This window comes from Streptomyces sp. NPDC007164, assembly GCF_040634135.1.
Taxonomy (GTDB): Bacteria; Actinomycetota; Actinomycetes; order Streptomycetales; family Streptomycetaceae; genus Streptomyces; species Streptomyces sanglieri.
This window is the reverse complement of record NZ_JBEYFB010000024.1, coordinates 27,799-50,138: the sequence shown is the minus strand read 5'-3', so window position 1 is coordinate 50,138 and position 22,340 is coordinate 27,799. Positions and strand designations below refer to the sequence as shown.

At 70.1% G+C, this 22,340-nt stretch carries 20 protein-coding genes and 2 pseudogenes; 16 read left to right on the top strand and 6 right to left on the bottom strand.

Annotated elements, in window-relative coordinates; genetic code table 11:
* Nucleotides 1–11: 11 nt before the first annotated feature.
* Nucleotides 12–836, top strand: coding sequence for a hypothetical protein (locus ABZ622_RS26305; RefSeq protein WP_360547158.1), 825 nt, complete (start codon nucleotides 12–14; stop codon nucleotides 834–836).
* A gap of 21 nt (nucleotides 837–857) precedes the next feature.
* Here ABZ622_RS26305 and ABZ622_RS26300 read toward each other — a convergent pair whose 3' ends face one another.
* Nucleotides 858–1,652: a helix-turn-helix transcriptional regulator gene (locus tag ABZ622_RS26300; RefSeq protein WP_360547157.1), complete on the bottom strand. Its 795-nt coding sequence runs from the start codon at nucleotides 1,650–1,652 to the stop codon at nucleotides 858–860.
* 101 nt (nucleotides 1,653–1,753) lie between these two features.
* Between ABZ622_RS26300 and ABZ622_RS26295 the strand changes: the two genes are divergently transcribed.
* The 3 genes from ABZ622_RS26295 to ABZ622_RS26285 all read left to right on the top strand — a co-directional run bounded on the left by ABZ622_RS26295 (nucleotide 1,754) and on the right by ABZ622_RS26285 (nucleotide 6,562).
* Nucleotides 1,754–2,569 carry a sulfite exporter TauE/SafE family protein gene (locus ABZ622_RS26295; protein WP_360547156.1) on the top strand — a complete coding sequence of 272 codons (816 nt, stop codon included), beginning with the start codon at nucleotides 1,754–1,756 and terminating at the stop codon, nucleotides 2,567–2,569.
* 438 nt (nucleotides 2,570–3,007) lie between these two features.
* Complete coding sequence (locus ABZ622_RS26290) at nucleotides 3,008–5,593, top strand: SdrD B-like domain-containing protein (RefSeq protein ID WP_360547155.1); 2,586 nt, start codon at nucleotides 3,008–3,010, stop codon at nucleotides 5,591–5,593.
* Nucleotides 5,594–5,728: 135 nt separating this feature from the next.
* Nucleotides 5,729–6,562: a hypothetical protein gene (locus ABZ622_RS26285; RefSeq protein WP_360547154.1), complete on the top strand. Its 834-nt coding sequence runs from the start codon at nucleotides 5,729–5,731 to the stop codon at nucleotides 6,560–6,562.
* 98 nt (nucleotides 6,563–6,660) lie between these two features.
* Here ABZ622_RS26285 and ABZ622_RS26280 read toward each other — a convergent pair whose 3' ends face one another.
* Nucleotides 6,661–8,028: a right-handed parallel beta-helix repeat-containing protein gene (locus ABZ622_RS26280; protein WP_360547153.1), complete on the bottom strand. Its 1,368-nt coding sequence runs from the start codon at nucleotides 8,026–8,028 to the stop codon at nucleotides 6,661–6,663.
* Between the two features lie 30 nt (nucleotides 8,029–8,058).
* On the opposite strand from ABZ622_RS26280, the gene ABZ622_RS26275 reads away from it, so the two are divergent.
* The 6 genes and pseudogenes from ABZ622_RS26275 to ABZ622_RS26250 all read left to right on the top strand — a co-directional run bounded on the left by ABZ622_RS26275 (nucleotide 8,059) and on the right by ABZ622_RS26250 (nucleotide 13,122).
* Entirely contained in the window at nucleotides 8,059–9,270 is a 1,212-nt protein-coding gene (locus tag ABZ622_RS26275; protein WP_360547151.1) for a Dyp-type peroxidase, read from the top strand.
* A gap of 519 nt (nucleotides 9,271–9,789) precedes the next feature.
* Nucleotides 9,790–10,371 (top strand): YdeI/OmpD-associated family protein, encoded by a 582-nt coding sequence (locus ABZ622_RS26270; RefSeq protein ID WP_360547149.1) that lies wholly within the window; start codon nucleotides 9,790–9,792, stop codon nucleotides 10,369–10,371.
* A 238-nt stretch (nucleotides 10,372–10,609) separates the two neighbouring features.
* Nucleotides 10,610–11,560 carry an alpha/beta hydrolase gene (locus tag ABZ622_RS26265; protein ID WP_360547147.1) on the top strand — a complete coding sequence of 317 codons (951 nt, stop codon included), beginning with the start codon at nucleotides 10,610–10,612 and terminating at the stop codon, nucleotides 11,558–11,560.
* A gap of 456 nt (nucleotides 11,561–12,016) precedes the next feature.
* A pseudogene (locus ABZ622_RS26260) lies at nucleotides 12,017–12,247 on the top strand (transposase); the annotation flags it as partial.
* A gap of 170 nt (nucleotides 12,248–12,417) precedes the next feature.
* Nucleotides 12,418–12,576 carry a hypothetical protein gene (locus ABZ622_RS26255; RefSeq protein WP_360547145.1) on the top strand — a complete coding sequence of 53 codons (159 nt, stop codon included), beginning with the start codon at nucleotides 12,418–12,420 and terminating at the stop codon, nucleotides 12,574–12,576.
* Nucleotides 12,577–12,624: 48 nt separating this feature from the next.
* Nucleotides 12,625–13,122, top strand: coding sequence for a DUF1877 family protein (locus ABZ622_RS26250; protein ID WP_360547143.1), 498 nt, complete (start codon nucleotides 12,625–12,627; stop codon nucleotides 13,120–13,122).
* Between the two features lie 295 nt (nucleotides 13,123–13,417).
* On the opposite strand, the gene ABZ622_RS26245 is transcribed toward ABZ622_RS26250, so the two are convergent.
* A complete protein-coding gene (locus tag ABZ622_RS26245; RefSeq protein WP_360547141.1) occupies nucleotides 13,418–14,242 on the bottom strand; it encodes an IS5 family transposase in 825 nt (274 codons plus the stop codon).
* 231 nt (nucleotides 14,243–14,473) lie between these two features.
* Between ABZ622_RS26245 and ABZ622_RS26240 the strand changes: the two are divergent.
* Both ABZ622_RS26240 and ABZ622_RS26235 read left to right on the top strand, forming a co-directional pair.
* Nucleotides 14,474–14,968, top strand: a pseudogene (locus tag ABZ622_RS26240) (transposase); the annotation flags it as partial.
* Nucleotides 14,899–15,666, top strand: coding sequence for a transposase (locus tag ABZ622_RS26235; protein ID WP_360547139.1), 768 nt, complete (start codon nucleotides 14,899–14,901; stop codon nucleotides 15,664–15,666). The pseudogene ABZ622_RS26240 and the gene ABZ622_RS26235, both read left to right, overlap by 70 nt.
* Before the next feature lie 150 nt (nucleotides 15,667–15,816).
* Here ABZ622_RS26235 and ABZ622_RS26230 read toward each other — a convergent pair whose 3' ends face one another.
* The 3 genes from ABZ622_RS26230 to ABZ622_RS26220 all read right to left on the bottom strand — a co-directional run bounded on the left by ABZ622_RS26230 (nucleotide 15,817) and on the right by ABZ622_RS26220 (nucleotide 18,776).
* Nucleotides 15,817–17,346, bottom strand: a complete 1,530-nt coding sequence (locus ABZ622_RS26230; protein ID WP_266910946.1) for a UDP-N-acetylglucosamine 1-carboxyvinyltransferase — start codon at nucleotides 17,344–17,346, stop codon at nucleotides 15,817–15,819.
* 270 nt (nucleotides 17,347–17,616) lie between these two features.
* Entirely contained in the window at nucleotides 17,617–18,240 is a 624-nt protein-coding gene (locus ABZ622_RS26225) for an RraA family protein (RefSeq protein ID WP_360547136.1), read from the bottom strand.
* A gap of 26 nt (nucleotides 18,241–18,266) precedes the next feature.
* On the bottom strand, nucleotides 18,267–18,776 hold the full coding sequence (locus tag ABZ622_RS26220) for a hypothetical protein (RefSeq protein ID WP_360547134.1): 510 nt from the start codon (nucleotides 18,774–18,776) through the stop codon (nucleotides 18,267–18,269).
* Between the two features lie 229 nt (nucleotides 18,777–19,005).
* Here ABZ622_RS26220 and ABZ622_RS26215 point away from each other — a divergent pair, with 229 nt between their 5' ends.
* The 4 genes from ABZ622_RS26215 to ABZ622_RS26200 all read left to right on the top strand — a co-directional run bounded on the left by ABZ622_RS26215 (nucleotide 19,006) and on the right by ABZ622_RS26200 (nucleotide 22,331).
* Nucleotides 19,006–19,131: a hypothetical protein gene (locus ABZ622_RS26215; RefSeq protein WP_360547133.1), complete on the top strand. Its 126-nt coding sequence runs from the start codon at nucleotides 19,006–19,008 to the stop codon at nucleotides 19,129–19,131.
* 42 nt (nucleotides 19,132–19,173) lie between these two features.
* On the top strand, nucleotides 19,174–20,298 hold the full coding sequence (locus ABZ622_RS26210) for a hypothetical protein (protein ID WP_360547131.1): 1,125 nt from the start codon (nucleotides 19,174–19,176) through the stop codon (nucleotides 20,296–20,298).
* An 84-nt stretch (nucleotides 20,299–20,382) separates the two neighbouring features.
* A complete protein-coding gene (locus ABZ622_RS26205; protein WP_360547129.1) occupies nucleotides 20,383–21,327 on the top strand; it encodes a hypothetical protein in 945 nt (314 codons plus the stop codon).
* Nucleotides 21,328–21,512: 185 nt separating this feature from the next.
* A complete protein-coding gene (locus tag ABZ622_RS26200) occupies nucleotides 21,513–22,331 on the top strand; it encodes a phytanoyl-CoA dioxygenase family protein (protein ID WP_360547127.1) in 819 nt (272 codons plus the stop codon).
* Nucleotides 22,332–22,340 lie beyond the last annotated feature (9 nt).

The following is a 22,340-nucleotide window of genomic DNA, read 5'->3' as shown; positions in this document are numbered from 1 at the left end:
GCCTCCGCATCATGCTGCGTATCGCCGACATCCGCACCGGTCACCTCGTGGAGATCCCCGCCGCACCGCGCCGCCTGCTGCGCAGCTGCGTCCACCTCCCGGCCCTCGGCGCCGGGACGGACGACGGCACCGGCATCGGCCCGCTGCACCTGCGCGTCCCACTGATCGGCGACGTACTGGCCCGCATCGCGGAACTCAACGGCCTCCAGGTCGTCACGGTCCTCACCACCCCCGAGCTGACGCCCGACCGGGCCCGCGCACTGGACCGGGTCATGGCGGTGCTCGGCATCCACCCGCCTGCCGTCATCGGCCCCCACCGCCCCGAAACAGCCCTCGGCGGCCCCGCCGACGTCCACGTGACCGCCGACGGCAGCGACCCGGACGACACCGGGGGCGGTGCCCTGATCGAGGTGGGCCAGGTCACCACGGCTCCGCCGGCGGAGGGCGCCCCCGACCCGGGCGCCCCCGACCCGTCGGACACCGCCGACCCGCTGGCCGTACGCCTGCTGCTGCTCGGCAGCCCCTACGGAACGCCGGTCACCGTCACCGGCGCCGCGCTCGCCGAGGCCAGGCGGACACTGCGCGACTGGCGCCGGTCGGTGGCCGACTGGGCGCAGGAGCCGTCCAGGCCGATCCCCGCCGACCTGCTGCGGCGGTCGCACGCGGCGCTTGCCGAGGATCTGGACGTCACCGCCGTCCTGACACTGCTGGCCGACGTGGCGGAACGGCCCGACGTGCCGCCGGGCGCCAAGTTCGAGACCTTCGCCCACCTCGACCGCGTCCTCGGCCTGGACCTGGCCCGCGACGTCGGCCATCAGCGCCCCACGGGCCCGTAAGCGGACCGGTCGGCCCGTCGCTCACTCCTCCCGGCTCCGGACGCCGGTGGCGTCGGGGCTCCGGTACGCCGTCGGCGGCCGGCCCAGGAGCTTCTTGAACGCGGCCGTGTAGGCGGCCGGGTTGTCGTAGCCGAGCCCGGTCGCGATGCGTGTGACGGGCGTACCCGCCGTGAGGTGCTGGAGGGAGTGCAGGACACAGGCGCGCTGACGCCACTGCGAGAAGGTCAGTCCGGTGCCGCGCAGAAACAGGCGGGCGAGGGTGCGTTCGCTGATGCTGAGCGCCGCGCACCAGCGGGCGGGCGGATCGTGGATGTCCGGCTGCTGGAGGAACGCCTCGCACAGGCCGCGCAGCCGGGGATCGGACGGCAGCGGCACATCGAGGGGGAGCGGAGTGAGGTTCCTGAGCTCGTGGAGGACGAGTGCGACGACCGCCGCGTCGCGGCTGTGCTCGGCGTAGTCCGGCTCCATCTCGACGGCTTCCAGGATCAGTTCCCGGAGCAGGGCGGAGACGTCGACGGCCTGGCAGCGGGACGGGAACCACGGCACGGCGGCGGGCTCGATGTAGAGGCTGCGGGTGCTGACGCCCGTCATCGCGACCTGGTGCCTGGTCGTGGACGGGATCAGTACGGCGCGGGCGGTGGGGATCGTCCAGCTGCCGTCCGCCGTCTCGACCCGCATGACACCGGTGGCCGCGTACAGGACCTGGGCGCGGCGGTGCTCGTGCCAGACGAGCAGGTGGTCAGGGGGGTAGTCGGTGCCGATGGCCAGCACCGCACGATCGAGCCCGTCCACCTCCGCGACCGGAATGTTCCGCATGCCGCGAGGCTACCCGGGACCACCCGTGGTGTCTGCTGCGCGTAGACAGTGGGCAATTCATCGATTGCCCGCCAAGCCCGGCCCTCCCTAGTGTCGGACCAGTGCTGACCTCCTTCCTCACCCTCCTGTCCCTCGGCTGCCTGACCGGCGTCACGACCGTGCTCTTCGGCTTCGGCGGCGGTTTCATCACGGTGCCCGTCGTCTACGGCGTCCTGACCATGACGGCGCGCCCCGGAGCGGACGCGGACGCCATGCACGTGGCCGTGGCGACCTCGGCGGCCGTCATGGTCGTCAACGCCTCGGCGGCGGCCCTGGCCCAGTGGCGCCAGGGCCGGCTGCGCCGCGAGTACGTCTGGCCGCTGGCGGCCTTCATCGCGGCGGGCGCCGTCGCCGGATCGTTCGCGACCACCCTGATCGGCGGCACGGCGCTGCGCCTGCTGTTCGCCGCCTACCTGCTGGTCACGATCGCCGACAGCCTGCTCAGGAAGGGCTTCCTCTCCGTGACGCAGCGGGCCCGCCCGCAGCCCCTGGAACGGCGAACCGTCACCTTCGGCGGCGTCGGCATCGGCCTCGTGGCCGCCGGTCTGGGGGTGGGCGGCAGCGTCATGACCGTCCCGCTCCTGCGGCGCAGGGGCCTTCCGATGGCCGAGGCGACCGCCATGGCCAACCCCCTGAGCGTCCCGGTCGCCGTGGCCGGCACCGTGGTCTACGCCCTCGCCCCCACCACCGCTGCCGCCGGCCCGGGCCAACTCGGCTACGTCGACCTCACCGCGGGCGCCGCCCTGCTCATCGGCTCGCTCCCCACCATCGCCGTGGCCAGACGCCTCACCGGCCGCGTCCCGGACCGCGTCCACTCCGTCGCGTACGTCGCGCTGCTCGTGGTCGTACTGATCGTGATGCTGGCGATGGGGCTCTGACGCACCCGCGGGCTCCGCCGCACGGCCCTCTCTCCCACTGCCGACAACCGTTCCCTCCGGCCCCACCGCCGCCGCCCCGCCCCCGCCGCCCCACCCGCGGTGCGTTCAGAGGCCGTCGCGCGAGGATCCGGTGGAGTGCGAGTTCTCCATTCCGCCACGATCTTGCCCAAATCACTTTTAAGATCCCGGGTAAGGCGGTTCTCCGCATCTCTATGTACTCCCTCATGAGCAGGGGCATCAGGCCCTTCTGAACGCTGAGAGCAGGGGATGACACCTACAAATGAACAAGCGAAGGGAGCCGCGCCCGAGTCGGGTCGACGGCGGCCGGGCCTGCCCGGTCGCCGCACCGTTGGCTGTGTGGCCGTGCTCGCCTTGGGAATCGGCAGTGGCTCGTTAGCCACGGCGCCTGCGGCGTACTCGCAGGCGGACGATGGGTCGGTGACGGTCCGGGTGATCCGGGCCGTGGACACCAGTGGAGTGTGGAAGCCCGCGTTGGAACCGGGCATCGCGGGCGTCAAGGTGACTCTCACCGGCGAAGCCGGGGCGGGCATCGAGGGGGTCACGGCGGCCGACGGCACCGTGAAACTGACTCCGGCGGCGGGTGAGACCAGCAGCGGCAAGTACCGGGTGCAGGTGGTGAATCCGAGGCCGGGTGTGCTGTTCCCGGCCTTCGCCTCGGGCCAGGGACTGGACGGTGCGCCCGACCGGTTGAGCAGCAATGAGGAATTCGTCGACCTCTCCGGCGGGAAGAACGTGGCGTACACCACCGGGCTGTGGAATCCGGGTGACTACTGCCAGAAGAACGCACCGCTGATGACGACCTGTCAGCCCGCCGCCCGCGAGGGCGGGGCCCAGCGCACGCTGGTCTCCTTCCCGTACGACGCACGCGGCCAGGACGGCGTCGACGTCGATGTCACGGACATCGCCACCGAAGCCGACACCGGCACACTGTTCGGCATCGCGTGGAACAAGGCCGACAAGCGGGTGTTCTCCTCGGCAGTGGCCAAGCGCTCCACGGACTACGGTCCGGGTGGCGCCGGGGGGATCTACGTGACCGACCCCGCGCAGAAGAAAACCGCACTGTTCACCGTCGTCCCGGACGCGGGGACGACGGCGCACGGTTCGGGTACCGACGACGCCTTCCTCGCCGTGCCGGGCAAGGAGAGCCTGGGCGGCATCAAGGTCACCGATGACGGCAAGAACCTGTTCGCCGTCAACCTCGGCAACCGCAAGCTCTACCGCTACGACGCCACGAAGGCGACCGCTTCGGCACCGAAGGCCGTCTACGCCATCCCGGACCCGGGCTGCCCGGCGGCCGGGGACTGGCGCCCCTTCGGCCTCGGCCTGCAGGACGGCGTCGGCTACCTCGGCGGCGTGTGCTCAGGCGAGTCCACCGGGAAGCCCTCGGACCTGCGCGCGGTGGTCATGCCCTTCGACCTCGCCACCGGAGCGTTCCGCAAGGCGGTGCTGGACCAGCCGCTGGACTACCCGCGACAGTCCACGGTCGGCGGTGGCCCGTGCGACGGCGCGGGCTGGTTCCCCTGGACCGACACCTTCCCGACCTCCCAGAACGGACAGGCCTGCCAGAACTATCTGGCCCAACCCGAACCGGAGTTGGGAGAGATCGGCTTCGAGGCCGACGGCTCCATGCTGCTGGCCTTCCGCGACCGCTTCGGCGACCGCGCCCCGGCCGGTCCGACACCCAACACACCCGGCAACGTCCTGTCGGGCGGTGACCTGGACAAGGCATGCCTGGCGGGCGGGGTGTACGTGATGGACACCAACAACGGCTGCGGGCTCTCCCCCCGGGGAACGCGCTTCTTCGACAACAGCCGGATGGGCTCCCACCACAACGCGTCCTTCGCGGGCATGGCGCTCTCCAAGGCCGAGAACACCATCGCGACCTCCGGCTTCGACCCCAACAGCACCGCCTTCGGGTACGGCACCGCCTTCGTCCAGCGCGACGGCAAGCAGGACCCGAAGGGCGGCCTGCGCCTCAACCCGCCCGGGACGGTGGCCCCGTTCGGCAAGGGCGCCTCGATGGGTGACCTGGAGGTGCTCTGCGACCAGGCCCCGCTGCAGATCGGCAACCGGGTCTGGTACGACCCCGAGCGCAAGGGCACCCAGGAGCCGGGCCAGCGCCCGGTCGTGGGTGCGACCGTCCACCTCTACGACGAGTCGGGCAAGCAGGTCGGTACGGCCAGGACGTCGGAGCGTGGTGAGTACTACTTCGACGACTCCAACGTCACCGGCGGCCTCGAACCGGCGACCAAGTACACCATCCGGCTCGACAACCCGGCCGACTACGCCGAGGGCGGCCCGCTCCACCAGTGGGTGCCCACCGACGCCGATGTCGGCGACAACCATTTCGTCGACTCCAAGGGCATCGTCCCGTCCGGCGCGAAGTACCCGGAACGGGCGCTGACCACCGGCGGGCCGGGAGAGAACGACCACACCTACGACTTCGGCTTCCGACAACAGGAGGGTGTGCTGCGCCTGGTGAAACACGACCAGAACGGAAAGCCGCTGGCTGGGGCGGAGTTCCAGCTGTGGAAGGAGACGAACGGCTCCGAGGGCGCGCAGACCACCGGGGCGACGCCGGATACGAAGGTCGGCAAGGCCTGTACGACCAAGGCCGACGGCATCTGCCGGGGCAGCGGCCTGCCGGGGACGTACTACTGGCAGGAAGTCAGCCCACCGGAGGGGTACGCGGTACCGGACGAGACGGTGTTCGGGCCACTGGTGCTGACCTCCGACAACCTCGACGCCGGGGTCTCGGTGACAGCGGTCAACCGGCGGTTGCCCACCCCCACACCAACACCGACACCGAAACCGACGTCGCCGGCACCGGGGGCGCCGGACACACCGCCACCGCCCGCACCGGGCCCCGACCCCGGCTCGCACCTGGCGGGCACGGGCGTGAGCCAGGCGGTCCTGACGGCCCTGGCCGGCGCCGCCGCGCTCACCACCCTCGGCACGGCGCTGTTCGTGCTGATGCGCAGGCGAAGGGCGCTGCGCTGCTAGCCCCCTGGCAGGGCAGCCGGCCCCGGTGACCCTCCGGGCCGGATCGGGCGGGTTCGCGCACCAGTGGTTCGCGAACCCGCCCGACTGTGTGACCAGCCGACGAGAGAAAGCGACCGCATGGCTCGGAAGTTGAGGATGAGCCGCCGTACGCCGCGGCGGACCCTCTGGTACATATCACTGATCGTGATCACGATCGCGGTGTGCGGCACCGGCCTGGCCGTCCACCGGGCACCCTCCGACGGGACCACGGAGCGGTCGGTGACGATGGAGGAGGCGTCCAGGCTGGCGCTGTCGCGGCTGAATCTGTACCAGGCAAGTCCCGTGACGGTGACCCTCACCGCCACCGAGGGCGGCGGGGTGGTGGTGCGGGTCAAGGGGGTCGTGGACTACCGAACCCATCGGGCCGTGGGGAGTTACGAGGTCACCGGAGCCTCCGGATCCTCCAGTCCCTCCGGATCCTCCAGTCCCTCCGGATCCGCCGGGCCCCTCGCCGGGCCACTCGACCACGGTCTGATCGTCTGGGACACCGGCGGCCTCGGCCTCGCCCCCATGCCGGAGGGCGACAACAGCCCGACCTGGCAGCAGGCCGAACACATCCCGCGCTCGGGCTGGTCCGCGCGCTCCTACACCACCGACCCCCTGGACGCCGGGCTGCAGTTGCTGATCGGGCTCGGCGCCGACCGCCCCGACAACCCGCTGCTGCTCGCACAGTCCGGAGCCCGCTGGCTGGGCCGCGACCGCGTCGACGGCCGCGGCTACGACCGGTTCGCCGGACCGCGCGCCCAGGGCGCCACGACCGGTGCGGGGCCCGACGGCGGGCGGTCGCCGCTGACGTACTGGATCGACGGTGACGGTGGCCTGCGGCGGGTGACGATGCGGATGCCGGGCCTGGGGACTCCGGCCACCCTGGAGTTCTCCGGACGCGACGGACGCGCGAAACTTCCCGAGGCACCGTGGCTCACCGGCTGACATCTCCGTGCCCGCACACGGCGGTTGCCCATGGTCCTCCCCGACTCACCCTCCCGAGCGGCACGGTGAACGGGGCCCAGTCCGCCGGAGCACCGTGCTCAGCGCGAGCGCGGCACGGCGTCCGCCTCCTTCGGAAGCGGGTACGCGGCCGTGTCGACGGCCCCGGGCAGGCCGGTCGCCGGGCTGCCCGGCACCGTCGGGTCCGGCATGGACGGCTGGGCGGGCGGGGCCGGCACCTGGCTGAACGGGACGCCGGGCGGCGCCTGCACCGGCGCCGTCCGGCCGCCCGGCAGCGTGCCCCGACCGCGGGCGCCGCAGCCCGCGCGGGCCTCCAGCCCGGCCGGGCTCTGGGTGGCGGGCCGGTTGTCCGCGAAACAGTTGCCGGGGTCGGCCGAGGCCAGCACGAGGTCGGTGCCGTTGCCGGTGGCGCGGTTGCCCTCGACGCGATTGCCGCTCGCCGGATGCCCCGGGGGGTCGGTGACGACCACCCCGGCCGCCCGGTTGCCCCGGACCAGGTTGCGCTGGACGCGGTTCCCGGTGCCACCGCCGATGCCGATGCCGATGCCGAAGCCTCCGTCCGCCTGCTCGGGCGTGTCGGCGGCGTTGTTGTCCGCGACCACGTTGCCCGCGATCACCGCGCCGTGCTGGGGGGCGAGGGCCTCCAGGTCATTGGAGTTGACCGTGACACCGACCCGGTTTCCGGCGACGAGGTTGCCCAGCACCGACAGGTTGTCCGAGGCATTGGTCAGTTCGATGCCGACCGCGTTGCGCTCCACGGTGTTGCCACGGACGACGGTGCCGCAGGGCTTGCACTGGCCGACATAGATGCCGGAGTCGGCGTGCCCGGAGGCGTAGGAGTCCTCGATCACCCCGTCGCGCGCGTCAAAGGCGTAGATGCCGTACAGGCCGTTGTTGTACGCCGTCACCCGGGTCGCGCGGAAGCCCCGGACAGCAGGGAACCGGGCGGTGTCCAGCGGGTCGTAGGCGGAGCCGCCGGCGCCGCGCTGCTGCAACCGCTCGTCGGTGACGCCGGTGAACAGCACGCCGTTGGCGAGGTATCCGTGCACGGTGAGGTTCTCGACCACCGAGCCGGCGCCGGTCACGGTGATGCCGTTGGCCATACGCACACCGCCGTCGAAGACCACCTTGTTGCGGTCCGCTCCACGCAGCACCACGCGGGGCTTGGTGACGCGCACGCTCTCCCGGTACACACCCGGTCCGATCAGCACCGTCTCGCCCGCACGAGCGGCGTCCACCGCCTGCTGCACCGAGGGGAAGTCCTGCGGGACGCGCAGCACACTTCCCGCCGGATGCCGAGCATCGGCGGACGTCGACCCGGTACCGGAGCATCCGGTGGCCGCCATCGCGGCCGAGACGACCAGCACCGACAGACGCAGCGCCGCCCGGACCGCCGTCACCGGGACCGCCCAACGCCTCAACAGGCCTTCTCCAGACAGGATTTGCATGGCAGCTGTTTTATCGTCTCCAATGGGCTTATGCCCACCGAACAGGGAAATGCGCAGGACTCAACCCGACCCGCGGCAACCCGTTTCGGGCGGCGCCGGGCACTGCTGGCCGGCGGAGCGGTGCTTGCCGCCGGCGTCGGCGCGGTGGCCGACGAACCGGTGAGAGACGGCCGGACGACCGGCCGTGCCACCACCGGCGCCCCATCCGCCCAGGCCGCGATTCCCTTCCACGGCGCCCGGCAGGCGGGTGTCACGGTGTCCCAGCAGCCGGCGACGCACCTGCTCTCCTTCGACCTCCCGCAGCCCTCCGCCGCCACCGGCCGGAAGACCCTGCGCAGTGTCCTCGGCGCGCTGGCCCGCACGCTCGCCACCGCGGCCTCCGACTCCCCGCCGGACCCGAGACTCCGGGGCGGCGGCGAGACCCGGCTGACCTCCCTCGTCGGCATCGGCCCTTCCCTCGCCACCCGCCTCGGCCTCAACGTCCCCGACTCCCTGGGTGAGTTGCCAACCTTCCCCGGCGACCGTCTCGACCCGCACCGCAGCAAGGGCGACATCCTGGTCCAGCTCTGCGCAGCCGACCGCTGGACCCTCGCCGTCGTCGCCGAACTCGTCGACAGGGCCGCGCTCGCCGCCGGTGCCGTACCGCGCTGGACCCAGACCGGCTTCCTGCCCCACACGGCACCGGGCACCACCCCGCGCAACTTGTTCGGCTCCAAGGACGGCATCGCCAATCCCGATCACGAGGCGGCCGAGCGGTGGGTCTGGGGCCCACCCGGAGCTCACGAGAACGGCACCGTGCTGGTCTACCGCAGGATCCGCATGGACGTCACCGGGTTCGCGGGCCTTCCCGAGAGCCGGCGCGACCGCGTGATAGGCCGCCGCGACCGCGACGGCGTCCCCCTCGGCGGCACCGCCGAGCATGACGAGCCGGACATCTACGCCAAGAACCCCGACGGTTCCTACGTCATCCCGGCCACCGCACACGTGCGTCTTGCCAGCCCCCGCTTCGACGGCGGCGCCCGTATGCTCCGCCGCAGCTACAGCTACGACGACGGCCCGACCGACCGCGGCCTTCTCTTCTGCGCCTTCATGCGCGAACCCTCCCGGTTCACCCGAGTCCAGAACCGTCTGGCCGCCCTCGACGCCCTCGCCCCCTTCCTCCAGCACCGCGCCTCGGCAGTGGCCTACGTCCTGCCCGGCACCGCACCCGACGGGACGTTCGGCGAACAGCTCTGGACATGAGTCCGCCGCACTCCGCCCAGACACAACTCGCTCCCGGCCCGAAGTCTCACCTTGTTCTTTAACCTCTGGTGCTTCTCATGGCCTGCGACATGTACGGTCCCGTGGCGACAGATGGGCTGTACCCACGACTGGCGGATGCGTTCCCAGCACTTGCTACCGAGATCGTGAACTGCTGCGTGCTAAGGGTGAACCGCTGGCCGAGGTGGTGGCTGACCTGCCCTACTACGGCCCGTGCACCTGTACCGCAACCTGCGTCAACCTGCTGACCGCGCCGCCCGGTTCGTCGGGTTCCTTCAGGCGGCCACAGCGGGGAGATCGGGCACATCCGAGTACGCGACCTCGACGTCGGCCGTCAGCTCAAGCAGTTCATCGACTCGACGGGTGGCCTGTGGCAGCAGGGCGAAGCTCGCCAAGTAGTGAGCCGGTCAGGTCGCCTGAGTAGGCCGCTTGAGCAGGTCACCTGAGCGGTGCGCTCGAGTAGGTCAGTATCTGTCCTATAGGGTCTCTAGCCTGCGGTTTATGCAGAAATACGAGGACGGCGTCGAGATCCTTGTCCCCGCGAGCCCGGCCGAGCTTGAGGCCTGGCTCGACACGCATCACGGGGAACGGACCGCGCTCTGGGTGAAGATCGCCAAGAAGCACACCGGCATCCCGTCGCTCACCTGGGAAGAGATGGTCGACACGGTGCTCTGCTTCGGCTGGATCGACGGTCTGCGGCGCGGCTTTGACGACACGTACTTCCTGCAGCGCACGACACCCCGCAGCCCCCGCTCCGCCTGGTCGCAGGTGAACGTCGACAAGGCCGAGGCCCTGATCGCGGCAGGCTGGATGCGCCCCCGCGGCCTCGCCGAGATCGAGGCGGCGCGGGCGGACGGCCGCTGGGAGACGGCATACGCCTCGCAGAAGAATGCCACCGCACCGCCGGATCTCGTCGAGGCGCTCGACGCGAACCCGGCCGCGCGGGCGTTCTACGAGACGCTCAGCAAGTCCGACCAGTTCGCCCTATACCTCCGCCTGGTCACCGCCCGCACCGAGAAGACCCGGCTGGGCCGCCTGGAGCGGATGCTGGCGGCGATGGCGAGGCCCGAGCGGCCATCATGATCAACCGCTCGGCCAACGCGCAGATCAAGGACATCAAGGCCCGCGGAGGCCTATAGAGAGCTTCAATAGCTGAGGTTACGAAGTGTAACCATCCCGTCGCATATCGGTGATCTCCGTGTCAGGCTTCATTCCGAACGGGGTCCCCTCCGTGAGAAGAGTTCGTGATTCGACAGCCCGAACTATCTTCGGGAACCTTCGCCCAAGCCTAATCACCCCGAAAAGACAATGAGGAAACGTGATGCTCAATCCAACCGATTTTCCCAAGCCCACCATTATTCCGGTCAACGGTGTGGAACTCGAAGTCTTCGAAGCAGGTCGAGAAAACGAGGGAAAGCCCATCGTGCTCTGCCACGGCTGGCCGGAGCACGCCTTCTCCTGGCGTCACCTGATGCCCACCCTCGCCGCAGCCGGCTACCATGTCATCGCACCGAACCAGCGAGGTTACGGCAACTCATCCCGCCCGACCGAAGTGACGGACTACGACATCGAGCACCTGTCGGGTGACCTCGTCGCGCTCCTCGACCACTACGGATACGAAGACGCCACATTCGTCGGCCATGACTGGGGTGCGTTCGTCGTCTGGGGAATGACCCTGTTGCACCCCAGCCGTGTGAACAAGGTGATCAACCTGAGCTTGCCTTACCAGGTGCGCGGAGAAAAGCCGTGGATCGAGGTCATGGAAGAATTCCTCGGCGGCGACTTCTACTTCGTCCACTTCAATCGACAGCCGGGCGTTGCGGACGCCGTGTTCGATGAGAACGCATTCCAGTTCCTCCGCAACCTTTACCGGAAGAACGTGCCCCCCGCGCCCCCTGAGCCGGGCATGGCAGTGATCAATCTCGCCAGAGCGGAAACACCACTCGGCGAGCCCGTCATGAGCGACAGCGAACTGGCCGTCTACGTCTCCGCGTTCGAATCATCGGGATTCACGGGCAGCATCAACTGGTACAGGAACCTCGACCGCAACTGGCGCTTGCTGGCGGACGTGGACCCGATCATCCAACAGCCCGCCCTCATGATCTACGGCGACCGGGACTGGGCGATCCCGAGGTCCGAAAACCTGACAGAGTTCGTGCCCAATGTGGAAGTGGTCGGCCTGGACTGCGGTCACTGGATCCAGGAGGAAATGCCCGAAGAAACAAACCAAGTGATTTCAAAATGGCTGGAACAGCAGGATGCCACCGTCTGAGGTTGATTCTGTCGGGGATCTTGGAGTTTCCCGGTGCGCCGACGTGATCGGTGGGCATGCTCGGGGTGTTCCGAGAGCCCGTGCAGTTGTTGAGGCGTCCGTTGTCGCTCCGTCCTCGTTCCGGTGAGCAAGTCCCGCTTCTGAGCTTGTTCTTCATGGCCTGAGGTCGAATTGGGCCTCGAACTAGGCCACTCACCTGGGTGTTCACAGGGACGCTGGGGCGGCCTTCGTCTGATCATGTGCTCCGACCAAGGTGCACCGATCGAGACGAAGGCCGTGAGGGCGAGTCTGCTGCCTGACACCGGTCCCGGGGAAGCGTTCGCGCAAGCATCACGCTTCCGGGAAGACTTTAGAGTTCACACGGATAGGCGCGTTGGAGACACCCGGCAGGGGCGGTGGGGCACCATCTTGGTGATCACGGTGCGGTGACGTTCCGTGATTACTGAGGGGTGTTTTGTGCCTGTCCTGCCGTCCTGGCTGACCGAGCCGTTGTGGGAGCAGTTCGCGGCATTACTGCCCGAGAGGCCGGTCTACGATCCGGCTCATCCGCTGGGCTGTCACCGGCCACGCATCAGTGACCGGGTTGTCTTCGACAAGTTGCTGCAGCTGCTGCGGTTCGGCTGTTCCTACCAGGCGATAGCCGACAGCACGTGCTCTGCCACCACGATCCGCACCCGCCGACCGGATAGGGCCGGGCTTGTTCGCCACCAAGGGGCCCGGTCGCGTCCACCATCGCCCATAGTGCTGGCCCCCGCTGACCGCGTCCCGCACGGCAAACCCCTGGGGGCTGCCACGTGACCGACGCCACCGGGGGCGTGCCAACGTCGATAGTGTGGAGTTGCGACGCTCTGTGACTAGTGAGCGACGAAGACCGGAACGAGGGCGAGACGCTGACCGTGCTCGGCGATTCTGCCTACGGCACCGGCGACCTGCGCGAACAACTGACCGCCCAGGGCCACGCCCTGGCGGTCAAGCCGCCCTGCTGCGCACGGCCATACCTGCCGGTCGCACGGTGAGGCCGCGGGCCGGAGCTCTCTGTCAGTAGCGGCAATTAACCTACGGGCATGACCTCACTGATGAGTTACGCCAATTTCTCCCCTGAGCAGCTGACCCGGTACACCGACGACTGGTACGCGCTGGTCCAGTGGTACCAGGAAGAGGGCGGCGACTACGGCCTCGCCATACCGGGGAAGTCCCTGAAGTTGTTCGAATTCCTGCTCAAGAACGGGGGGACAACGGTCGAGTTGCAGAGCAGCGAAGGATTCATTCCGCAGCCGGACGACGTCGAGCCCTGGCTGCAGTCCGAGTTCGGCGACATGCCGTTCGAGCCGAACCTCGTGACTCCCGCCGAGGTGGCGGCGATCGCGGCGGCCCTGGGGCAGCGCCCGTTCGACGAGCTCGTCGCCCAGGCCGATCCGGAGGAGATGGCCGCGGCGGGTGTGGCCCTGGTGCCTGACCGGGGGCGGCGCAAGGACTACGACAAGTCGTTCTACGAGGAACTCACCCGCTTCTTCGCCGACGCTGCGACAAAAGGTGAGGGCATGATCCTCTTCGACGAGTGAGAATCGGCTTCGCGGTGTGCCCTGGTCAGCGACATGGCCGTTCGTGAGCATCGCGCGGGCGTGGTCGGGCACTCCCTTGCAGTGTCTGCGGCTTGGGGCGACAGGAGTGCAGGCCAGGGCGGCTGGTCGCCGACGTACGTGCCACCAGAACCTGGTCCAGGTCGATGCTGTCGGAGTCGTCGCAGCCGTCGGCGAGGAACGCGTTGGCGCTCGTGGCGGTGGGCAAGGCGGTGGAATGCGTTTTGCGGGGCTGTTGGGTAATGAGCGCGCCCCGCATGCCGCCGTCGGTGTGCAGTCATGGGCGGCGGTGCGGGCGTTCGTCCCAGCGGTGGTTCGTCCATGCCTGGCGGATCAGACTGCGGACGGTGATGATGGTGTCGGCGAGGTCGAAGAACGCGTCGATGACGACGGCCCGGCGCTCGTAGCAGCGGGCCAGGCGCTGGAAGGCGTTCTGCCAGGCGTGGGTACGCTCCACGTGCCACCTCTGACCTGCCTGGAACGGCGCCTTCTCGCCCTTGTGCGCGATCCGGCCGTGCAGGCCGCGTTCGGCGAGCAGGGCGCGGGTCTTGTCGGAGTCGTAGCCGGCGTCCAGGTGGACGGTCACGTCGTCGGGCAGTGGCCCGAGGCCCTCCAGGAGGTCCAGGCTCGGGGCGAGCAGCGGGGAATCGTGGCGATTGGCTCCGGCCAGGACACGGCCCAGTGGAATGCCGTATCTGTCCGTCATGCCGGAACGTTTCAGGCCCTGTTTGCCGCGGTCGACCGGGGAACGCCCGGCCGCCTCACCGCCGCCGGGAGCCTTGGTGATGGAGCCGTCCACGGCGATCTGATCGAGGACGAGGCCGGCGATGCGGTCGTAGGCGTCCAGGGCGACCTGCTTGAACCGGCTGAAGATGCCCAGGCCGATCCACTCGTCACGACGGCTGCGGATCGTGTCGGCGGTCGCCTCGTAGGAGCAGCCGAAGCGCAGCAGTTGCAGCAGCTTGTCGAAGACGATCCGGTCGCTGATGCGCCTGCGGTGGCAGCCCAGCGGATGGTCCTGGTGGTACTCCGGCCGCACGGGCAGCAGGACCGCGAACTGGTCCCAGAGCGGTTCGGTGAGCCACGACGGCAGCACGGGCACAGGTCTCCTCAGTGATCACAGAGCGTCGCAACTCCATGATCACCGGGGCTTGCGCCCGTTCTGCTGCCGGTGTCCCCAACCGCGCCTATCCGCGTGGCCTCTTATTCGACTGTCTGACCGCGCGCGGGGACGAACTGTTCGACCTCGTCGACGCGTTGCTGTGCGCGGACGGGCCGGTGACCTCGCCAGTGCCTGACGCTGGTGGCCGAGCACCGGCGCGGGCACGGCGCGATGTACGAGGCGCTGAACCACGGGAGTGTGGACGTGCCCCGGCTGCGGCAGGTGCTGGCCGGTCTGCCGATGCCGCGGGCCGCCGACGGGCGCCTGGTCCTGGCGGTCGACGTCAGCAACTGGCTCCGCCCCGACGCGCCGACCAGCGCGGACCGCCTGTTCTGCCACGTCTACGGCCGCAGCGGACGCTCCTCGGACCAGTTCATCCCCGGCTGGCCGTACTCCTTCGTCGCCGCCCTCGAATCGGGCCGCACATCCTGGTGCCAGCTCCTGGACGCCGTCCGTCTCGGACCCGAGGACGACGTCGCCGAGGTCACCGCCACCCAGCTCCGCCGCGTGGTCGAGGACCTGATCGAGATGGGCCGCTGGCACGCCGACGACCGCGACATCCTCATCGTCTTCGACGCCGGCTACGACACCCGCGCATGGCCCACCTCCTCGACGGCCTCCCGGTCGAGGTGCTGGGACGGATGCGCTCCGACCGAGTCATGCGACGGCCGACACCCACGCTCAAGGAGTACGCCCTGGCCTACCCCCAGGGCGGGCGACCGCCGAAGCACGGCAAGGAGTTCCGCTTCGCCAAGTCGGACACCTGGGGCGAGTCGGACGCGGCCACGACACAGGTCACCGACCGGTACGGCATCGCCCACGCGATGGCCTGGGACCGCATTCACCCCCGCCTGATTATTCGTTCCGCATGGATCGACCACACCGGCGAACTCCCCATCATGGAAGGCACGCTGATCCGCCTCCAGGTCGACCGCCTGCCCGGCGGAGGCGGCCCTCTCCCGCTCTGGCTCTGGTCCTCCGCCACTGGCCTGAACGGCGAGGACATCGACGTGCGCTGGCAGGCGTTCCTGAGAAGGTTCGACATCGAGCACCTCTTCAGGCTGATGAAACAGACCCTCGGGTGGACGCGGCCGAAGCTTCGCACCCCCGAGGCCGGCGAGTGCTGGACCTGGCTGATCATCGCCGCGCACACCCAGATTCGCCTTCTGCGCGGGGCCGCCGCCGACTTGCGGCGGCCGTGGGAGAAGCCCGCCGAGCCCGGCCGGCTCACCCCGGCCCGAGTCCGCCGGGGGTTCAGAAACCTCCGCCCACATCACCTGCCCGACCCGTGCACCGAAACCCTCAACGCCCGGACCAGGCAGGCCACTTGGCTCGAAGAACCGGCGGTCCGCCACCCGCTATGACGTGGGCAAGACCGTGAAACGACCCGAGAGCATCACCGAACGAAACCGACTCAGACCATAAAGAGCAAGCTCACAGCCTCCGCAGAAACCCCTCCTGGCTTGCAGATAGGCAGGTCAGGAGGGGTTTGCCGGCGTCGTTCCTCAGGACTGTCAGATATCCCGGAAGATCTCGATCTGCGCGCCCACGGAGTTGAGCCGCTCCGCCAGCTCCTCGTAACCGCGGTTGATGACATACACGTTGCGCAGTACGGAGGTGCCTTCCGCGGCCATCATGGCGAGCAGTACCACCACGGCGGGGCGCAGGGCCGGCGGGCACATCATTTCGGCGGCGCGCCAGCGGGTCGGGCCCTCGACCAGTACCCGGTGCGGGTCCAGGAGTTGCAGCCTGCCGCCGAGGCGGTTCAGGTCGGTGAGGTAGATGGCCCGGTTGTCGTAGACCCAGTCGTGGATGAGGGTCTGGCCGTGGGCCGAGGCGGCGATCGCCGCGAAGAAGGGCACGTTGTCGATGTTGAGGCCCGGGAACGGCATGGGGTGGATCTTGTCGATCGGCGCCTCCAGCTTGGAGGGCCGGACCGTGAGGTCGACGAGGCGGGTACGGCCGTTGTCGGCGACGTACTCCGTCGTACGGTCGCAGTCGACGCCCATCTCCTCCAGCACCGCGAGTTCGATCTCCAGGAACTCGATCGGTACCCGGCGGATCGTCAGTTCGGACTCCGTCACCACGGCGGCGGCGAGAAGGCTCATCGCCTCGACCGGGTCCTCGGACGGGGAGTAGTCGACGTCCACGTCGATGTGCGGTACTCCGTGCACGGTCAGCGTGGTCGTGCCGATGCCGTCCACGCGTATGCCGAGCGCCTCCAGGAAGAAGCAGAGGTCCTGGACCATGTAGTTGGACGAGGCGTTGCGGATGACGGTCGTGCCGTCGTGCCGGGCGGCGGCCAGCAGCGCGTTCTCGGTCACGGTGTCACCGCGCTCGGTCAGCACGATGGGGCGGCCGGGGGTCACCGAGTGGTCGACCTGGGCGTGGTAGATCCCCTCGGTCGCGGCGATCTCCAGACCGAAGCGGCGCAGCGCGATCATGTGCGGCTCGATGGTCCGCGTACCGAGGTCGCAGCCTCCGGCGTACGGGAGTTTGAACCGGTCCATGCGGTGCAGCAGCGGACCGAGGAACATGATGATGGAACGGGTCCGGCGGGCGGCGTCCGCGTCGATGGCGTCCATGTCGAGCCGGGCGGGCGGGACGATCTCCAGATCCGTTCCCTCGTTGATCCACCGGGTCCGCACACCTATGGAGTTCAGCACCTCCAGGAGACGGTAGACCTCCTCGATCCGTGCCACCCGGCGCAGCACCGTACGGCCCTTGTTGAGCAGCGTGGCGCAGAGGAGTGCCACACACGCGTTCTTGCTCGTCTTGACGTCGATGGAGCCCGAGAGCCGACGGCCGCCGACCACCCGCAGGTGCATGGGCCCGGCGTAGCCGAGCGACACGATCTCGCTGTCGAGTGCCTCACCGATGCGCGCGATCATCTCAAGGCTGATGTTTTGATTGCCGCGCTCGATGCGGTTCACGGCGCTCTGGCTGGTGGCGAGCGCCTCGGCGAGCTGACTCTGTGTCCAGCCCCGATGCTGACGGGCGTCACGGATGAGCTTGCCGATGCGTACGAGGTAATCGTCTGACATGGCGAAAGGCTATCTCAGATATGAGATGGGACCTGCGCCGGGGTGTGGCGTTCGGGTGACGCCCGGGCGTGTCGGCGCGGCAGTTGCAGGTCGGGAGCGTATGAAATGCGCGGACCCGGTGCGCGCCGTGCGTTCAATGGTCCGCCCGGATCGCCGCGACCGCGTGCGGAGCGCGTCCGTACGGGGGACGGGGCGACCCGGACATGGGGAAGCCGGTCTCCGGGGCCTTCGGAGACTGGCGGTCGTCGTCCGGTGGTCGTCGTCCGGCGGTCAGTCCTCGAAACCGTTGTCGCGCAGGATGCTGTCGATACGGGTGCGATGCGCGGCCTCCCACGCGTCCAGGGACTCGCCCGCCTCCTTGGCCGCCTTCGCCCGCGCGTCCAGGAGCACCTGTTCGTGCCGGGCGCGGGGTACGACGACGACGCCCTCCTCGTCCGCCACGACGATGTCACCGGCGTCCACGTCCACCCCGCCGCACCGCACGGGGCCATTGAGCGGCCCGACCGCCTTCTTGGTGCCGGGGATGGGGATCACGCCCCTGGCGAAGACGGGGAATCCCATCTCGCGCACCTCGGCGAGATCGCGGATCACGCCGTCGGTCACGAACGCCGCGATTCCCCGGCGTTGGGCGACGGCGCAGACGTTCCCGCCGGCCAGCGCGTAGTCCACGTCACCCGACTCGACGACGATGACGGCGCCGGGCTCCGCGCGGTGGATGGCCGCGTGGAGCATGAGGTTGTCGCCCGGAGGGCACCGCACGGTGAACGCCGGTCCGGCGACCTTGGGGACCGAGGGCCACAGCGGGCGGACACCGATGTCCATGACCTGCCCGCGCCCCAGGAGATCGGCGAGGGTGGTCGGGGAGATGCCCTCGAACTCACTGATGTCTTTCATGTTCCTCCGTCGTCCGGGCCCACACGTCAGGTGTCGTACTGGCCGTCCCAGGGAGCGTAGAAGCCGAGCTGGTCGGGGTGGAGCTCGGCCCAGTCGTCCTCGCCGTCTTCCCCGTCCCCGTCCCCGCTCTCCCGGTCGTGGTGCTCGACGACCAGCCCGAAGAGCACGCCGTCGACCGTCAGCCGGAAGGGCCGGATCGCGATGTCTCCGTACTCGCGCTCGGGAAGACCGTCGAGGAGCGCCGCCATCCGCGCCTCCGCACGCGCCATGACGGAGTCGTCGCCGCCGGGGTGCCGCTGCTGCTCGGCCTGCGTTCCCGCGTACCAGATGTCCGAATCGATGTGCCGGCCCTCGTGGTCGAACCGGTGCAGAACGGCATAGAGCCGCTTGTGCTCCTCCCAGTCGTCGCCGACCGTGTACCCGTCCGGGAAGGCGTAGGTGACCGAGGCCAGGAACTGTCCGTCTGCGTACCGCCCGATGGTGTCGGTCCGGTAGTCCGGCTCGTGGGCGATGGGGATGATCTCGGGGACTGCCATGACGGAACCATAGATCCGGCATCTGACATCGCCCCCAGGACCTGCTCCGGCCATGAGCTGTGCCGCTCGGCACTCCTGAGCCCTGCCCCGTTCGCGACCACGGTGTCTAAGGTGGGTGCCGCGCGCGGCGGGTCCGGTCCGATCCGCAGTGCGCGCGGGTCATTTCGGCGCCCGGAGGGCTTGGTGTCGCCGACACGGGGAAGGGCGGCCGGAGTTGGCGACGGTGCGGATGCGTAAGCTGTACTACTTCGACCACGGGCAGGACTTCGGGCTCAGCGGCTTCGCCGGCACGCTGTGCTCGCGTGCGACGCTCCGCATTGACGTACCCGTGGTGCTCGCCCTCGCCGGGGCGTAGGCGGACGACGAGGACGACCAGCTCGGCAGGGACGTCCGGCTGTTGCTGGAGTCGCCACTGCCGGACGAGGTGCTCCACGCCGTATGGCTGGCCGCCGTGCGGCGGTGCTTCGACCCGGCCGAGGAGGGCCCGGACATCCGGGGCTGGTTGCGCCGGGTCGCGGAGGTCTGCCCGCCGTGCACACGGGAGCGGGAACGGGCCGAGGCGGAGTTCCTCGACCGGGTGCGGCCGACGGTGCCGGAGGAGGAGCTGCGCGGGACCGTGGCGGCGGAGATCGAGTCGGCCGCGGCCGCGCTCCGACGCGCCGTCGCGGTCCCGGACATCGTCCCGGCGCTGTTGCGGGTCGTGCGCGAGGCGGACGCCGACCTCGGGTTCCGCCTGTTCCTGCGGGCCGCGAAGGCGTACTCCGTACCGATCGGCAACGAGGCGTACGACCGGCTGCTGGGGATCGGCGAGCTGTTGGCCCACCCCCTGTCCGCCGTCCACGACGAACTGAACGTGCGCTGGCGCCCCGTCGACCCCGGCCGGCGCGACTTCGACCTGGGCCGCTTCGGGCTGCCGCTGCTCGCGGGCGTGTTCCACGGGACGGACTGGAAGTACCAGGGCACCGTGGCGGAGAACATCCGCAGCCTCGTCGGCGATGACGCGGTGTCCGCTCCGGGCTCCTACGCGGCGGTGCTGCTGGAGGACGTACGGCGGCTGCTGGACTCCGCGCTGTCCGACGAGGCGGTCACCGCACTGTGGCGGACCGCCTCGCGGCGGTTGTACGTCGACGCGGCGTTCGACGCCGACGAGGGGTTCGACGCCGACGTACGGGCCTGGCTGGAACGGGTGGCTCAGGCGTGCCGGGAACGGCTGAGGGAGGTCGACCCCGTCCATGTGCCGTACCTGTCGCCCGCCCGGACCGATCTGGCCGAGGCCGTGCTGCGAGAGGTCCGCGAGGCGGCGGGCGCCGAAGCGGCCGAGGTGCGGGACGTGGCGCGCGTACTGGAGGACGTGGTCGCCACCGTGGACCCGGACCTGGGCTTCCGTCTCCTCCTCCAGATCCTCTTCACGTACGACGTCCCCGTCCACGACACCCGGCGCGACCGCTACCGGGCCCTCGGCGAACGGTTCGGATTCAGCGCGGACCAACTGGACGACCAACTGCCGCGCGGGACGGGCTGACTTGCCTTCCGGCCGGGCCGTGGAGCCGTCCGCTGAGTACGGGTACTCATGTGTGCCCGGAAGCCGGTTGACAGGCTCCGCGGTATGACGAGTGGCAGAGGCACGACGAGTGGCAGAGGGGCGCTCACGGCCCTGCATCTCTTTCTGGTCTGGGCGATGACGGCGACCGCGGTGCCGGCGCTCGGCTTCGGGCTGGTGGTGGCGGCCTGGGGCGGCGGCGCCGGCGCGACGGTGCCGGTCCTGGCACTGGCCGCGCCGCTGTTGGTGGGCCTGCTGGCCGTGGCGGGCCTGCCCGTGAAGGACGTGGTGCCGCAGTGCGGATCCGTGCCGCGGCGGTTGGGCTGGGCGGTGCTGGTCTTCGTCCTCGGCACGCTGGGCGTCCTGTCGGGTCTGGCCGCCTACGGCGGGGACGTCGGCCTGGGGAGCGCCGGTACCCGGATCGCGCTGACAGGGGTGCCGTACACCGTGGCCGCGGCGTTCTTCGTGCCGGGCCGGTGGGTGCGGGCGGGGGCGCTGGTGGTGCTGGCGGCCGGGGTGGTCTACGGGGGTTTCGTCGGTCCGGCGCAGTCGCGGGAACGTCAGCACGAGGCGGAGGTCGCGCGGTACCGGGAGAAGGCCGAGCTGCTGTACCTGGGCGCTGCGCCGCCGGGCATGCACGTGTCCCGTGCGGAGCTGGGCCCCGCCACCTTCGTCGTCGACTACCGCCCCGTGCGGGAGGGGTACGAGACGGGGTACGCGGGCCTCGTCGTGCGCTTCTCGGACACGCCGGAACCCCGGTGCCCCGAGCCCGTGGGCAAGTCCGTCACCTGCGCGGTGGACGCGCACGGGGAGATGGTCATGGTCCGCGGTTTTCCCGACGGCACCCGCGAGGTCACCCTCGTCCGCCGGCACGGGAAGGCGGAGGTCTCGGTCGCCGGTCAGAGCGTCGGCGAATCCGGGCTGCGTCATCTCCTGGACACTCTGCACCCGTTGTCGGACACGGAGCTGGGGGAGTTGATGCGGGAGAAGGAGATCGACCACGGATTCTGAGTGCCGCCGGCGTGTGCCGCCGGCCCCCGACGCGACGCCGATCGGCTCCCCGCGGCCGCGCCGGCCCCTGCGGAGCACCGGGCGTGGCCGAGTCGGAGGAGCGGGGATGGGCTCGGTGAACACCCGACAGAAGCGGTGCGGACAATGTCGGGTGGCCGGGGCCGTTGCCGCCGCACGATGGGCGCATGGACGATACGACCTTGGTATCCCGCTTCCTCCGCGACGGCTTCGTGAAGCTGGAGGGCGCCGTCGCACCACGTGTGGCCGCGGACTGCGCGCGTCTGCTGTGGCGGGAGACGGGCTGCGACCCGGAGGACCCGGCGACGTGGACGCAGCCCGTGCACCGGGTGCCCGGCATGGCGCAGGGACCGTTCGCCGCCGCACCCAACTCCCCTTCCCTGCACCGCGCCTACGACCTTCTCGTCGGTGCGGGACGCTGGGAACCGCGCTACTCGCTGGGCACGTTCCCGTTGCGCTTCCCGCACGCGGAGGAGCCGGACGACGCGGGCTGGCACATCGAGGGGAGCTATCTGCCTGAGGGCGAGAGCTGGTACTTCACGAATCTGCGCTCCCGGGGCCGGGCGCTGCTGATGCTGTTCCTGTTCAGCGAGGTCGGCGAGGAGGACGCCCCGACCCGGATCCGGGTCGGCTCACACCTCGACGTGCCGAAGGTGCTGGAGAAGTACGGGGACGACGGGGCGAGCGGGCTGACCCTCGCGCCCGACCTGGTGGCGGCCTCCGACCACCGGCCACTCGCCCTCGCCACCGGGTCCCCGGGCGATGTCTTCCTGTGCCATCCGTTCCTGGTGCACTCGGCACAACCGCACCACGGGACGCGGCCGCGCTTCATGGCCCAGCCGCCGCTGATGCCGGCCGCACCGTACGAACCGGAACGGGCCGACGGCGCGTACTCTCCCGTGGAGATCGCGATCCGTCGGGGCCTGGGGCAGGACACGCCCGGTCCGGACGGGGGCGGGGACGGCACCGGCGGCAGCGCCGGGTAGACAGGGACG

What these genes read in the sequence shown, in the direction of transcription:
- ABZ622_RS26305 (WP_360547158.1), top strand. Translation starts at nt 12, where the DNA reads ATGCTGCGTATCGCCGACATCCGCACCGGTCACCTCGTGGAGATCCCC.
- ABZ622_RS26220 (WP_360547134.1), bottom strand. Translation starts at nt 18,776, where the DNA reads ATGGCAGTCCCCGAGATCATCCCCATCGCCCACGAGCCGGACTACCGG.
- ABZ622_RS26215 (WP_360547133.1), top strand. Translation starts at nt 19,006, where the DNA reads ATGCGTAAGCTGTACTACTTCGACCACGGGCAGGACTTCGGGCTCAGC.
- ABZ622_RS26230 (WP_266910946.1), bottom strand. Translation starts at nt 17,346, where the DNA reads ATGTCAGACGATTACCTCGTACGCATCGGCAAGCTCATCCGTGACGCC.
- ABZ622_RS26265 (WP_360547147.1), top strand. Translation starts at nt 10,610, where the DNA reads ATGCTCAATCCAACCGATTTTCCCAAGCCCACCATTATTCCGGTCAAC.
- ABZ622_RS26235 (WP_360547139.1), top strand. Translation starts at nt 14,899, where the DNA reads ATGGCCCACCTCCTCGACGGCCTCCCGGTCGAGGTGCTGGGACGGATG.
- ABZ622_RS26280 (WP_360547153.1), bottom strand. Translation starts at nt 8,028, where the DNA reads ATGCAAATCCTGTCTGGAGAAGGCCTGTTGAGGCGTTGGGCGGTCCCG.
- ABZ622_RS26225 (WP_360547136.1), bottom strand. Translation starts at nt 18,240, where the DNA reads ATGAAAGACATCAGTGAGTTCGAGGGCATCTCCCCGACCACCCTCGCC.
- ABZ622_RS26200 (WP_360547127.1), top strand. Translation starts at nt 21,513, where the DNA reads ATGGACGATACGACCTTGGTATCCCGCTTCCTCCGCGACGGCTTCGTG.
- ABZ622_RS26270 (WP_360547149.1), top strand. Translation starts at nt 9,790, where the DNA reads ATGCAGAAATACGAGGACGGCGTCGAGATCCTTGTCCCCGCGAGCCCG.
- ABZ622_RS26205 (WP_360547129.1), top strand. Translation starts at nt 20,383, where the DNA reads ATGACGAGTGGCAGAGGCACGACGAGTGGCAGAGGGGCGCTCACGGCC.
- ABZ622_RS26285 (WP_360547154.1), top strand. Translation starts at nt 5,729, where the DNA reads ATGAGCCGCCGTACGCCGCGGCGGACCCTCTGGTACATATCACTGATC.
- ABZ622_RS26275 (WP_360547151.1), top strand. Translation starts at nt 8,059, where the DNA reads ATGCCCACCGAACAGGGAAATGCGCAGGACTCAACCCGACCCGCGGCA.
- ABZ622_RS26300 (WP_360547157.1), bottom strand. Translation starts at nt 1,652, where the DNA reads ATGCGGAACATTCCGGTCGCGGAGGTGGACGGGCTCGATCGTGCGGTG.
- ABZ622_RS26250 (WP_360547143.1), top strand. Translation starts at nt 12,625, where the DNA reads ATGACCTCACTGATGAGTTACGCCAATTTCTCCCCTGAGCAGCTGACC.